This window comes from Cellulomonas terrae (assembly GCF_007990265.1).
Classification (GTDB): Bacteria; Actinomycetota; Actinomycetes; order Actinomycetales; family Cellulomonadaceae; genus Cellulomonas; species Cellulomonas terrae.
Window position 1 is genome coordinate 1 of record NZ_BJWH01000022.1, and the last position, 13,315, is coordinate 13,315.

The 13,315-nt window shown below is 74.5% G+C and carries 12 protein-coding genes; 8 read left to right on the top strand and 4 right to left on the bottom strand.

What is annotated here, in order from left to right:
* Positions 1-476 (top strand): M15 family metallopeptidase (locus CTE05_RS16625; RefSeq protein ID WP_186814909.1); only part of this gene is annotated, 476 nt, incomplete at its 5' end.
* Between the two features lie 5 nt (positions 477-481).
* Here CTE05_RS16625 and CTE05_RS16630 read toward each other — a convergent pair.
* From CTE05_RS16630 to CTE05_RS16645, 4 genes are read right to left on the bottom strand one after another with little or no spacing between them, the layout of a single operon-like run.
* Positions 482-1,909 carry a DHA2 family efflux MFS transporter permease subunit gene (locus CTE05_RS16630; protein WP_146847426.1) on the bottom strand — a complete coding sequence of 476 codons (1,428 nt, stop codon included), beginning with the start codon at positions 1,907-1,909 and terminating at the stop codon, positions 482-484.
* Positions 1,893-2,963 carry a non-homologous end-joining DNA ligase gene (gene ligD / locus CTE05_RS16635; protein WP_146847427.1) on the bottom strand — a complete coding sequence of 357 codons (1,071 nt, stop codon included), beginning with the start codon at positions 2,961-2,963 and terminating at the stop codon, positions 1,893-1,895. Before ligD ends, CTE05_RS16630 begins: the two co-directional genes overlap by 17 nt.
* A gap of 39 nt (positions 2,964-3,002) precedes the next feature.
* A complete protein-coding gene (locus tag CTE05_RS20765) occupies positions 3,003-5,912 on the bottom strand; it encodes a helix-turn-helix transcriptional regulator (RefSeq protein WP_281286196.1) in 2,910 nt (969 codons plus the stop codon).
* On the bottom strand, positions 5,894-6,175 hold the full coding sequence (locus CTE05_RS16645) for a hypothetical protein (protein WP_146847428.1): 282 nt from the start codon (positions 6,173-6,175) through the stop codon (positions 5,894-5,896). The genes CTE05_RS20765 and CTE05_RS16645 overlap by 19 nt, the downstream gene beginning before the upstream one ends.
* A gap of 214 nt (positions 6,176-6,389) precedes the next feature.
* On the opposite strand from CTE05_RS16645, the gene CTE05_RS16650 reads away from it, so the two are divergent.
* From CTE05_RS16650 to CTE05_RS16680, 7 genes are all read left to right on the top strand, one after another.
* Positions 6,390-6,752, top strand: a complete 363-nt coding sequence (locus CTE05_RS16650) for a VOC family protein (RefSeq protein WP_146847429.1) — start codon at positions 6,390-6,392, stop codon at positions 6,750-6,752.
* Between the two features lie 68 nt (positions 6,753-6,820).
* A complete protein-coding gene (locus CTE05_RS16655; RefSeq protein WP_146847430.1) occupies positions 6,821-7,261 on the top strand; it encodes an ATP-binding protein in 441 nt (146 codons plus the stop codon).
* A 188-nt stretch (positions 7,262-7,449) separates the two neighbouring features.
* Positions 7,450-9,048, top strand: a complete 1,599-nt coding sequence (locus tag CTE05_RS16660; RefSeq protein WP_146847431.1) for a chromosome partitioning protein — start codon at positions 7,450-7,452, stop codon at positions 9,046-9,048.
* 186 nt (positions 9,049-9,234) lie between these two features.
* Positions 9,235-9,915 carry an RNA polymerase sigma factor gene (locus CTE05_RS16665; protein ID WP_307724300.1) on the top strand — a complete coding sequence of 227 codons (681 nt, stop codon included), beginning with the start codon at positions 9,235-9,237 and terminating at the stop codon, positions 9,913-9,915.
* Positions 9,916-10,126: 211 nt separating this feature from the next.
* Positions 10,127-11,545 carry a hypothetical protein gene (locus CTE05_RS16670; protein WP_146847432.1) on the top strand — a complete coding sequence of 473 codons (1,419 nt, stop codon included), beginning with the start codon at positions 10,127-10,129 and terminating at the stop codon, positions 11,543-11,545.
* 112 nt (positions 11,546-11,657) lie between these two features.
* On the top strand, positions 11,658-12,608 hold the full coding sequence (locus CTE05_RS16675; RefSeq protein ID WP_146847433.1) for a 5'-3' exonuclease: 951 nt from the start codon (positions 11,658-11,660) through the stop codon (positions 12,606-12,608).
* Between the two features lie 167 nt (positions 12,609-12,775).
* Positions 12,776-13,315 (top strand): DoxX family protein, encoded by a 540-nt coding sequence (locus tag CTE05_RS16680; protein ID WP_146847434.1) that lies wholly within the window; start codon positions 12,776-12,778, stop codon positions 13,313-13,315.

Genomic DNA, 13,315 nt, shown 5'->3' on the forward strand with positions numbered 1-13,315 from the left:
CGTGCGACACCACCTACACGGGCCCGCCGTTCTACACCTCACCCGCCACGGCCGGCGGCGACGGCTCGAACGGCAAGCTGCCCCCCGAGTCCCTCAGCGCGATCTCGTGGGACGTCGACCCGCGCGGGACGCCGTACTACCTGACGAACGCGGCGGCCGGGGCGCTCGAGCGCCTGAACACCGCGTTCCGGGCGCAGTTCGGCCACGACCTCGACCTGGACCTGACGTACCGCGACTACGACACCCAGGTGGCGATGCGGGCGGCGCTCGGGTCGGTGGCCGCCAAGCCGGGCACGTCCTCGCACGGCACCGGCCTGGCGCTGGACGTGCCCGAGCTGCCCTGCGAGTACGGCTGGGACACCCCGCAGCGCGACTGGCTGGTCGCGAACGGCCCCGCGTACGGGTGGGTGTCGCCGTCGTGGGCGGGCCGCAACGGCTCGAACCCGGAGTACTGGCACTTCGAGTTCCGGGGCTGAGAGCCTCAGGACGTCGGGCGCACCGCGTCCGTGCTCGACGGCACGGTCAGCAGCGAGATCACCGCGCCGCCGGCGAGCAGCCCGGCGCAGACGATCATCGCGACACGGTTCGCCGGCTCCAGCGAGGTGGGGTCCGTGAGGGTCGACCCGACGCCGGCGACGAGCGGCAGCACCGCGATGGCCAGGAGGCCGGCCACGCGGGCGACGGCGTTGTTGACGCCGCTGGCGACCCCGGCGAGGTGGTCGGGCGCGGCGGCGAGCGCCGTCGTCGTCAGGGGGGCGACGGTGGCGGACAGGCCGAGGCCGAACACGAGGACCCCGGGCAGGACGTGCGTCAGGTAGGGGGAGTCGGGGCCGATCCCGGCGAGCATCACCGCACCGACCGCGCACACCAGCGGGCCGACCGTCATCGGGATCTTCGGGCCCATGATCGTGCTCAGCGCCCCCGCCCGCGGGGACAGCAGGAGCATGAGCACCGTGACCGGGAGCGGGGCCAGGCCGGCGGCGAGCGGGGAGTAGCCGGCGACCACCTGGAGGGTCACCACGAGGAAGAAGAACAGCCCCGAGATCGCCGCGTAGATCAGGAGCGTCGCCGCGTTCGTGCCCGCGAACGGCCGCCACCGGAACAGCGCGGGCGGCAGCAGGGGGGCGGTGGCCCGGGACTCGACGAGGACGAACGCCACCATCGCGAGGACCCCGAACGCGAGCGTGCCGAGCACCAGCGCGTCGGGGGTGCCGCGCTCGGTCCACACCGTGAACCCGTAGGTCAGACCGGCCAGGCCGAGCGCCCCGAGCACGGTGCCGGCGATGTCGAGCCTCTTGACGGCCGTCGGGTCGGCGCTCTCCGGGACGTGCCGGACCGAGACCCACACGACGACGGCGGCGAGCGGCAGGTTGATGCCGAAGATCCAGCGCCAGGTGGTGACCTCGACGATCCAGCCGCCGAGGAACGGCGCGACCGCCCCCGCGATGCCGCCGAGCCCCGACCAGGCACCGATGGCCCGCCCGCGGTCCGAGCCGCGGAACGTGGCCTGGATGATCGCCAGCGACCCCGGTGTCAGCAGGGCTCCGCCGACGCCCTGGAACGCGCGCGCCGCGTTGAGCACCCCGATGCTCGGGGCGACCGCGCAGAGCAGCGACGCGACCGCGAACCAGACGATGCCGACCAGGAACACCCGGCGCCGGCCGAAGCGGTCCCCGAGCGAGCCGCCGAGCAGCAGGAACGCGGCCAGCGTCAGCGCGTAGGCATTCACGGTCCACTGCAGGTCCGCGGTGCTCGCACCGAGGTCCTGGGCGATCGTGGGGAGCGCGATCGTCACGACCGTCGCGTCGATGAACGCGATCGCGGAGCCGAGGACCGTGGCGAACAGGATCCAGCGCCCCCGGGCGGAGGCGTAGACGATGGCGCCCGCGGGCTCAGCGGGGGCGGTCACGGTCCTTGCTCGGCTGCACGCGCTTGGGCTCTCCGGGCATCTTCGGGTACTCGGGCGGGTAGGGCAGGTCGCCCTGGCCCTCCTCACGCTCCTGGCGGTCGGCGAGCTCCAGCAGCGACTCGATGGACCCCCGCGGTTGCGCGTGCCCGACGAGCGCGGCGAACAGGTCGCCCACCTCCGCGAACCGCGCCGGCATCGTCGTCACGTCGAAGTCGTTCGGGTGGACGTCGGGGACCTCGTCCCAGCGCAGCGGTGCGGAGACCGTCGCCCGAGGGTTGGTGCGGATCGAGTACGCGGAGGCGATGGTGCGGTCGCGGGCCATCTGGTTGTAGTCGATGAAGATCTTCTGGCCGCGCTCCTCCTTCCACCACTTCATCGTGACCTCGGCGGGCATCCGGCGCTCCAGCTCCCGGCCGAACGCGATCGTGGCCCGCCGGGCCTCGACGAACGACCAGCGCGGCTCGATGGGCACGAAGACGTGGATGCCCCGGCCGCCCGACGTCTTGGGGGTGCCCTCCAGGCCGTGCTCCGCCAGCAGCTCCCGGACGTGCGGTGCGACGCGCGCGGCGTCGTCGAAGTCGGTGCCGGGCTGCGGGTCCAGGTCGATGCGCAGCTGGTCGGGGGAGTCGACGTCGTCGCCGACGACCGGCCACGGGTGGAACGTCAGGGTGCCCAGGTTGGCGGCCCACGCCACGACCGCCAGCTCGCTGGGCGCCACCTCGTCGGCGGTGCGGCCGCTGGGGAACGTGATCCGCGCCGTCCGCACGTACTCCGGGGCACCCTGCGGGACGCGCTTCTGGTAGAACGCGTCGCCCGTGGAGTCCATCCGGGTGGCCAGCCTGGCACCCTCGAAGACGCCCTTCGGCCAGCGTTCCAACGTCGTCGGCCGGTCCAGCAGGGCACCGAGGATGCCGTCGCCGACAGACACGAAGTACTGCACGACGTCGAGCTTGGTCAGCCCGCGCTCCGGGAAGTACACCTTGTCCGGGCTGCTGACCCGGACGGTCCGGCCGACTACCTCGAGCTCGACCGCGGGGGTCTTCGACGGCGACATGCCCTTCAACCTAGAGGCAGGTCGTCGCGCGTGCCCAGGTCAACCGGCACCGATCAGCCCCCGTTGGTGCGCCACCGACACGGCCTCCGCACGGCCCGAGACGCCGAGCTTCGCCAGCAGGTTGGAGATGTGCACGGACACCGTCTTGGCGGAGATGAAGAGCTTCTCCCCGATCTGCCGGTTGGACAGCCCCTGCGCGACGAGGGCCAGCACCTCGGCCTCGCGGGCGGTGAGCACGTCGACGCCAGCGACGCGGACGCCCGGCAGGTCCAGCCGACCGCGGCGCGCGAGCCCGCGCACGGCCGTCGCCAGCGGGACGGCGCCCATGGCGTCCGCGTGCGCCAGCGCGAGCCCGGCCTCGTCGCGTGCGGCGTCGCGGTCACCTGCCTCCAGGAGCGCCTCCGCGAGCCGGAACCGGCTGCGTGCCACCTCGTAGCGGTACCCGTAGTCGAACGCCGCGACGGTCGCCCGCCACAGGTCCACGTCGTTGAGGCCGGTCAGCCGGGAGTGCTCGGCGTGCGCGCGCGCCAGCCACGCCCGACCCTCCGGCCCGAGCCGCCCGCCGCGCGGACGACCGCGTTCGGCCGTCGTCCGCGCGCGCTCCAGCAGCCGGTCGCCCAGCGCCACCCGTTCGGACACGTCGCGTCCCAGCAACCGCTCCTGCGCGGCGGCGTCGGCCAGGGCGCTCATCGCCAGGGCGACCAGCCAGATGCCGCCCAGGAAGTAGTCCGACCACGCCCGCCACAGGTGCTCCAGCAGCCGCAGCGCGAGCGCGATCGCCTCGTCGAGCTCCCCGCGCCACGTGTGCGCGTCGACCGTGCAGCCGCCCGCGACCAGGGCGATGAGCCCGTCGCGGGACCAGCTCGGCTCCAGGGCGTGACCGCGCTCGGCGGCGTCGGAGTCCCCCCGGGCAGCTGCCGCGTACAGGTTGAACGCGATCAGCGTGTCGGCCAGCTCGTCCGGGACGCCGCCGATCGCGGCCGGGGTCAGGTCGCCGGACACGTACCGGATGAGCTGCGTGAACATGTGCAGCTCGACCCCGTAGACGCTCCACGTCATGCCGAGCGCCCGGGCGCGCTCGACACCGTCCGCCGTCACCTGCGTGGCCCCCGGGAGGTCACCGGCGTAGTACCGGTTGCTCGCCAGGTTGTACATGGTGCGCAGCTCGGTGGCGTAGTCGCAGGCCTCCCGGGCGCGGGTCAGCGCCGTGCGCAGCAGCTCCGCCGCACGGTTCTCGTCGTCGACCACGAGCACCGCCAGCGTGGTCAGCGCGTCGGACTCCGCGTCGGCGGCCCCGATCTCCCGCGCCAGCTCGACCGCGCGGGTCGCGCTCGCCACGGCCTCGTCGTCGAGGTCTGCGTTCAGTGCGCCCCGCGCGTAGGTGGCCAGCGCCCAGGCGCGCGCGGGTGTCGGGGTGTCGGGCAGGTCGGCGAGCGCCCGCGACGACTGCTCCAGCGCGTCGTGCACGCTCTCCACACCCAGCAGGTACCGGGCGAGGGTCGTCCGCAGGTCCGCCTGCCGCGGGACGTCGGACGCGGTCTCCTCCACGGTGGCGCGCGCCAGCTGGACGGCCCGGTCGACCTGCCCGGCGCTGCTCGCGGCTGCCGCCGCGGCGGCGAGGACGTCCACGTGGTCGCCGGCCAGCGTCGCGGTGACCTCCGGGACCGCCTCCCACAGGCGCAGGACGACCTCCAGGTGACGCAGCTCCTCCGCGGGGGCGAGCACCTCGTGCGCCTGGTCGGCCGCGTCCAGCGACGCGCGCAGCGCGGTGGGCAGGTCCGGGGCGCGCAGCGCGTGCGAGGCCAGCTGCGACGACGGCCCGAGCGTCGGGTCGTCGCGGAGCACGCGCAGGTAGGCGCGGTGCAGCGACGACTGCTCCCCGGGCAGCAGGTCCGTGTACACGGCCTCCGCCAGCAGGGCGTGCCGGAACGCGATCAGCTCGTCCTCGCCGACCAGCACGTGGTGCGCGACCGCCTCCCGCAGCGCCGTGTCCACCGCGCCGGGGGCGGTCAGCTGCGGGTCCCCGTCCGCGACGACCGCCGCGCGCAGGAGGGGTTCCGACACCCGGCGGCCCGCGGCCGACGCGATGCGCGCCAGCCGCTGGACCGTCGGGTCGAGCAGCTCGAGACGGGCGCGCAGGACGTCCGCGAGGGACCACGGCAGCTCGTCCGCCTCGGCGCCGGCCTCCAGGAGCTCCTCCGCGAAGTACGCGTTGCCCTCGGACCGGTCGATGACCCGGCGCAGCGTGGACTCCGTCAGCGGGGTGCCGCTCAGCGCCGTCGTGAACTCGCGCAGCTCGTCGTCGGTGAACGGCGACAGGTCGAGCCGCTCGACCCGGGGGTGCCGGCTGAGCTCGGTGGCGACGGGCCGCCACGGGTGCCGACGGTGCAGGTCGTCGGTGCGGTAGCTGGCGACGACGAGCAGGTGCTGGTCGCGCAGCCGCGACACGAGGAAGCGCAGCACGTCGCGGCTGGAGGCGTCCGCCCAGTGCAGGTCCTCCAGGACCAGCAGGAGCGGGTGCCCCGGGCGGCCGACCGCGCCGAGCACCTCGACCAGCCCGTCGAACAGCTGCAGCCGGTTCGACTGGTCGTCCGGGGCGGCCCCGCCCGACGGGCCGGGCAGCAGCCGCGCGAGCGCGGGACGGTTGGCGACGACCGCGCCCACCGCCTCGGGGTCGAGCGCGTAGAGCTGGGACAGGGCCTCCGCGAACGGCAGGTACGGCAGGCCGATCTCCCCGAGGTCGACGCAGTGCGCCACGACGACGCGCGCACCGGCCGCGTCCGCCAGCTCGGAGACGTGCCGCAGCAGGCGGGTCTTGCCGACCCCGGCGTCGGCGCCGATCAGCACCGCCGCGGGCTCGCCGACGCCCGCGCGCTGCAGTGCCAGCGTGAGCTGGTCGACCTGCTGCGCGCGGGCGACGAAGGGGGTGCTCATCGAGCCGCGTGCCATGACTCCGATCCTCGCAGCAGCCACCCACGCTGCGCACTCACCTTCGGGCGAGCGGGCTGCACAGGGGCTGCCGGAGCGGTCGACGTGGCGGCGGCGGCGTGCGCCGAGCCGGGCTCGTGGGTCGTGGCCGCGAGCAGGTCGTCGTGCTCCCCACCGCGCTGGTCGTGCGTGTCCCCGTACGGGGTGTGGCGCAGCGCCGTGAACAGGCGCTCGTGACGGTAGGCGAGCTCGGCGTCGAGGCCAGGCCCCCAGAAGTCAGCCATGGTGTCCTCCTCATTCACGCCGGACGATCTGCCCGGCTCTCGTTGACGAGGACGACTCTCGTCGTGAGGCGGCAGTCGCCGGATCGGTCGGTCGACGGGTCCTGGCCCCGGAGTTCCGCCCCGGTCGGTCTGAGTGGGGTCACCCGGCCTCTGAGGTGGTGCCGGGACCGTCTGAGGTACCTCAGAACGGGCGTGCGAGGTGCACGATGGGCGCATGGGACTCGTGCAGGTCGCCCAGCACGCGCAGGACCTCGATCGTGCCGCCGCGTTCTACGCCGACCTGCTCGGCCGGCCGCCGACCGCCCGGTTCGACCCGCCGGGCCTGCTCTTCTTCGACCTCGACGGCGTCCGCCTGCTGCTCGACGCCGGTGCGCCGTCCGCGCTGCTCTACCTGCGGGTCGACGACGTGGCCGCGACGGTCGAACGGCTGCGCGGCCAGGGCGTCGTCGTCGAGTCCGAGCCGCACGTGATCTTCCGCCACACGGACGACACCCTCGGCCCCGCGGGCACCGACGAGCGGCACGCGTTCGTCCGCGACTCCGAGGACAACCTGGTCGGTCTGGTGCAGCTCGGCTGAGCCCGTTCACCCGGACGCGTCCGTGGTCACCTCGGGCAGGAACGGACCGGGTCGGGCAGGCTGGGCGGGTGGGAGACGTACGGGACCTGCGGAGTGCGAAGAGTGCGCGTCGTCGTGACGCGCACGTCATCGACGACGAGCTCGTCGTGGATGCCGAGCGCTCCGCCCCCCGGGCCGCGCGGCACTGGGTGATGCAGACCATCGCCGGTGCCGGGATCGGCGGGGCATCGAACCAGGTGGTCGAGCTCCTCACGGGCGAGCTGGTGTCCAACGCCGTCGTGCACGGCCCGCACTCGGGGGCGGTACGCGTCCAGGTCCGGATCGACGGCGAGGTCGTCCGGGTCGGCGTGCGTGACACCGGTGGCGGCACCCCGACGGTCGGTCACCCCGAGCCGACGGCCCCGAGCGGTCGCGGGCTCGCCCTGGTCGAGGCGCTCTCGTCGGCCTGGGGCACGCAGGTCCACCCCGACGGGAAGACGGTCTGGTTCGAGGTCCGCACCGACGAGTGACGGCCCGGTGCCTCGACACGCCCGGGTTGTCCGACGGTGCCCGATCTCACGCGGCGGCCCGTCGTGCCCTGCTCAGGGCACCTCCCGGAACCATTCGTACTGCGCTGGCCTGCGGTTCCACGATGCACGCGGGCCCCGCGCGGCGTAGTTTCGGGGTCGGAAGACCAGGAGCGAGGGGCAACCACGACATGAGTGACGGCACCGACGGGAAGAACGCGTCGACGACGACGACCCGACTGCCCGACATCCGCGCCGAGGTGCGCGAGGACGGCACCGGCGAGATCTCGATCGACGGCGTCGTCGAGCGGGTGCGGATGGCGAACCTCGCCGAGGCGGGGGCGGCGATCACCACGCGGATCGCGGAGCTGGCGGGCACCGTCGGGCAGCCCGTGCCGGTCCAGGTCCGCGACCCCGACGGGGTGTGGTCGCTGCTGATCCACGCCGACGGCCTGGTGGACGAGGCGCCCGGGGCGCTCGACGACGAGCCCGGCGACACCCCGCCGGGACCCGACCCCGCGGCCACGGAGGACGTGGTGACGCCCGAGCCGGGCACCGACCGCCCGACCCCGACCCTGCCGGCGACCGCCTCGCTGACCGCCCCGCCGACGCCGCCGTCCGCCGTGGACCCGTCGGCCCGTGCTGAGGGGTCCGGACCGGTCGCCCCGCCGACGATGGCGATCCCCCCGACCCCCGCGCCGGCATCCTCCGGGCCCGCGAGCGGTGCGACCCCGGCCGCGACCCGCGGACCTGCGGCGACGCGTGCGACGACCGCGCGCGCGCCGGAGACCACGGCCCCCGACCCCGCGCGGGACGACACCCGGCCGGGGACGCCCGCAGCACCGTCCCAGCCGCTCCCGACGCTCGACGACCTCCTCGCCGCACGCCACCCGGCCGCCGCCGGGGGACCCGCCGAGCACGGCTGGCAGGCCGGTGTCCGCCGGCTCACGTTCGGTGCGGTGTCCCCGGGGCCGGGGCGCGACGAGCGCCGCCGGCGCATCGCCGCTGCCTCCGTGCGGCGGACGCTCGACGGCCCCAAGACGATCGTGATCATCAACCCCAAGGGCGGCGCCCACAAGACGACCGCGACGATGCTGCTGGCCGCGACGTTCGGCCTGCAGCGCGGCGGGTACACGCTCGCCTGGGACAACAACGAGACGCGCGGCACCCTCGGGTGGCGGTCCTCGCACGCCGACCACACCCGCACGGCGGTCGACCTCCTGAACGCCCTGCCGGCGCTCGGCCCCGCGGGCACGGTCCGCATCGGGGACCTCGACGGGTTCGTGCGCACGCAGCCCAGCGAGCAGTTCGACGTCCTGGCGTCCGACGAGAACTCCGCCTCCGCGTCGTCCGTCGACGCGGACTCGTTCACGTCGCTGCACCAGGTGCTGTCCCGGTTCTACCGGGTCCTCGTCATCGACACCGGCAACAACATGCGGGCCTCGAACTGGCAGGCCGCCGTCGCGGCTGCCGACCAGATCGTCGTCGTCTCCACCGTGCGCGAGGACACCGCGCAGTCGGCCGCCTGGGCGCTCGACGCGCTGCGCGCCACCGGGCACGACGAGGCGGTCCGCCGCGCGGTCACCGTCCTGTCCGCGCCCGAGCCGAAGGTCGACAAGGACCTGCAGAAGCGGCTCCGGTCCCACTTCGGCGCGCTCACCCGGGCCGTCCTCGACGTGCCGCACGACAAGGCGCTCGTCGCCGGCGGGCCCATCGACTACGACGCGCTGAGCACGACGACGCGCGACGCCTGGCTCCGGGTCACCGCGGTGGTCGCCGACGGCCTCTGACACCGTCGTCTGTCCTCTCGAACCTGACAGGGGCGCCGCGATCCGGCGGTGAACGTCCCCGGTGTCGGGTTCGGCGAGCTGCCCGCCTGCCGATCTCGAGGTCGTGGTCGTGGTCGTGCAAGATCGACCGCGCTCGCGACAGAGAGCAGGTGAGAGCGTTCGTCCGACCACGAGCAGGGGAGCACCGTGCCGCTGACACCGAGCACGCCCGACAGCGAGACCGTCCCGACCGCGGACGGCACGTCGCTGGGGTCCGGCGGCCCGGTGTCCGGCACAGTGGACGACATGGCCGACGACGCGGACGGCAGGCCCCCGAGCACCCCGGCGAACCCGACCCCCGGTGCCGTCGCCGACCCGACCGACGCTGCGGCGTCGGCGCCCGGCGCCCTGCACGACTCCGCGTGGTTCGAGGCGCTCGTCCGGGCGCACGCCCCCGCGGTGCACCGGTTCGTGGTCCGACGTGCTGGTCGCGACGAGGCCGAGGACCTCGCAGCCGACGTGCTCACGGTCGCATGGCGGCGGCGCGCCGAGGTGCCGGACGGCGCCGAGCTGCCCTGGCTGTACCGCACCGCGGGGTTCGTCGTCGCGAACCACCGCCGCAAGGGTCGTCCGATCCCCGTCGGTGACGTGCCCGACGAGGTGGACGCCGACGACCCCGCCGTCCGCGCGATCCAGGAGGAGCGCGTCCGCGAGGTGCTCGGTGCGCTGAGCCCCCGGGACCGGGAGATCCTGCTGCTGAACGCGTGGGAGGGCCTTTCGGGCGAAGGGCTGGCGCACGTGCTCGGCATCGGTCGCGGCGGCGCCGACGCCGCCCTGAGCCGAGCCCGCGCGCGCCTCCGCGAGGTCTGGGCGGCAGCCGAGGCCTGACCGGGCCGCCGCCCGACCGCCGCCAGCGGCGGTGCCGCAACCGTCGCACCCCGCCGAACCCCTCGCGAGGACGGCAGTTCACGACGAGCGCGGCAGGTGGAACTGCCGCCCTCGTCGTGAACTGCCGCCTTCGTCGACAGGGGACGTGCAAGCCGTGAACCGGTCGGGACACAAGAGGGGTAGAGGGCAACCCGAACCAGGAGGCAGAGCCGTGGACGACCGCACCGAGCACGAGAAGGCAGCCGGCACCCCGCCGGCAGCACCCGACGCCAGCGACGACGTCGCGTTCGCGCGGCTGCAGGCGGCGGATCCGGCCGCGGGCGTGGACCCGAACCTGCCGGCGCTCTACACGGCGGTGGCCGACCGGACGGGTGTGGAGGTCACGGCGCCGGGCGACGAGCTCGCGGCGCGCCGCGCCCGCCGCGCACCGCGCTGGCTGCAGGTCGCGGCGGTCGTCGCGGGCGTGGCCGTCGTCGGTGGGGGCAGCTACGCGTACGGCCTGAACAACGCGCCCGAGACGGTGACGGCGGCACCCGCGATCTCGCTGGGCGACGCCGGCGGCGGGGCGCGGGACGCGGTCGCGCCGGAGGCGGCGTCGATGGCCGGCGGCGGGGTCGCGATGAACGACTCGGCCAAGATGATGTACCCCTGGTGGGGCGGCCGGACCGTGTTCACCGCGAACGGCCTGTCGACCGAGGGCGGCTCGGGCGACGCGTGGGGGTTCGACGCGGCGGGCACGTTCTCGGAGGCGACGGCCGCGGCCGCCGCCGCGGCGCTCGGGGTCTCCGGGCAGCCGCGCCTCGAGTACGGCACGTGGTCCGTCGGCCCGAACGACGGCTCGGGTGCGTCGGTGTCGCTGTCCCCGGACGGGACCGCGAGCCTGTCCTACTACGACCCGACGCGGGATCCGTGGAACTGCGTGCGGTCGGCGCCGGACAGCGTCGGCGAGCCCGCCGAGGACGCCGCCGGGGGCGACGTCGCCGTGCCGGAGCCGGCGATCGTCGACCCCTCGGGGGAGTGCACGAGCGATGCGCCGGCCCCGACGGGTGACGCAGCGGTCGCGCAGGCGAAGGACGTGCTCGCGTCCGTCGGCGTCGACCCGGCGGGCTACCAGTTCTCGGCCTCGACGGACCCGGCCAGCCCGCAGGTCACCAACGTGACGGCCAGCCAGGTCATCGCGGACCAGCAGACGGGCGTCACGGCGAGCGTCACGCTCGTCGCCGACGGGGTGCAGTCGCTGTACGCGCCCCTGGCGCCGCTGGTCGAGCTGGGCAGCTACGACGTGGTCAGCGCCACGGACGCGGTGGCCCGCCTGATGGACCCGCGGTTCGGGGCGTCGGGCGGCGGTGGCGTGATGCCGCTCGCGGCCGAGGGCATGCGTGCCGACGACTCCGTCTCGTCGGTGCCGGTCGACCCGACCGTCCCCGCGACGCCGGCCGCCGGCAGCCCGCTGGCGTGGCCGGTGCAGGAGGTCACGCTGGTCTCGGCTCGCCTCGGGGTCGCGCTGACCACGCTGCCGACGGGTGCGTCGGTCCTGGTGCCGACGTACGAGCTCGCCGACGCCGACGGGGTCACGTGGAGCGTGATCGCGGTCGTCGACGAGCAGCTGGACTTCTCCGCGGTGAGCTGACTCTCCTCGGGGACGAGAACGGAGGCCGGCCGGCGTCGGAGGGACGTCGACCGGCCTTCGTCGTGCCCAAGGTCCGCGGGTGAGGTGGGTGGTTGCTGACAGACTCTCCGGCATGGCCGAACGCACCGAGAAGCTGCTCCTGCTGGACACCGCGTCGCTGTACTTCCGCGCCTACTTCGGGGTGCCCGACTCCGTGAAGGCGCCGGACGGGACGCCGGTCAACGCGGTCCGCGGGCTGCTCGACATGATCGCGACGCTGGTCACGGCCCACCGGCCGACGCGCCTGGTCATGTGCTGGGACGACGACTGGCGCCCGCAGTTCCGGGTGGACGCCATCCCGTCGTACAAGGCGCACCGTGTGGCCGCCGAGGTGCCCGGCACGACGGGCGCGGAGGAGATCCCGGACACCCTCGCGCCGCAGGTGCCGATCATCGCCGAGGTGCTCGCGCTGCTCGGGATCGCGCGGGTGGGGGTCCCCGGCTACGAGGCCGACGACGTGATCGGCACGCTGGTCGCGCGCGAGGTGGCGAAGCCGGACCCCGCCGTGGTCGAGGTCGTCACGGGGGACCGGGACCTCTTCCAGCTCGTCGACGACACCGTCCCGGTCCGGGTGCTCTACACGGTCCGCGGCATCCGGGACCTGATGACCGTCGACCAGGCGGTGCTGAAGGAGAAGTACGGGGTGCCGTCGGGGCCGGCGTACGCGGACATGGCCGTGCTGCGCGGCGACCCGAGCGACGGGCTGCCGGGCGTGCCGGGGATCGGGGAGAAGACCGCCGCACAGCTCATCCACCGGTACGGCTCGCTGGCAGGGATCCTGGCCGCGCGCGACGCCGGCGACCCCGGTCTGACGGCCACCCAGAAGAAGCGGCTGGTGGAGTCGGCGGACTACCTGACGGTCGCTCCGGCGGTCGTGCGGGTGGCTCCGGACGCACCCGTGGGAGACCTCGACGACCGGCTGCCGAACGTCGTGGCGGACGCCGACGGGCTCGTCGCGCTGGCGCAGAGGTGGGGCCTGTCGTCGAGCGTGAAGCGCGTGGTGGATGCGCTGGCCCTGGGCTGAGGGCTCACTCGGACGGGTGAACTGCGCCGAACGGGGCGAAGTCGGGCGTATCAGACATGGACACCTGTCCTCCTGCTGTGACGTGGTTACCGAGCGGTAGCCACGTCCAGCCGGGGACGACGCCGGCGCCGCACCCCGACCGGGGTGCCGACCGGAAAGGCACGACCATGTCCTCCGCCCCCACCCTGAAGCCCGCGCGATTCGCTCCCAGCCCGGACAACACGTTCGTCCGCCACGCGGCTCCGGCCCCGTCGGTCGTCGACCGCGCCGTCGGCGGCCTGGCGACCGTGCTCACCCGCCACTCCGTCACCGCGTTGCGGATCAGCCTCGGCCTGGTCTTCCTGGGCTTCGGCGTCCTGAAGTTCTTCCCCGGCATGAGCCCGGCGGCGGAGCTCGCCGAGCGGACCATCGGCACGCTGACGTTCGGGCTCGTCGGACCGACGGCGGCGCTGCTGCTCACGGCGATCCTGGAGACCGTCATCGGTCTGACCCTGGTCACGGGCCTGTTCCTGCGCACCGGCCTGGTGATCCTGGCTGGAGCGATGGTCGGCATCATGTCGCCGCTGGTGCTCTTCTTCGGCGAGCTGTTCCCGGCCGGCGGGCCGACCCTGACGGGTCAGTACGTGCTGAAGGACATCGTGCTCGTCGCCGCAGCGGCGGTCGTCGCCGCCGCGGCGCTCGGTGCGCGCCTGCGCCTGCCCGAGTGA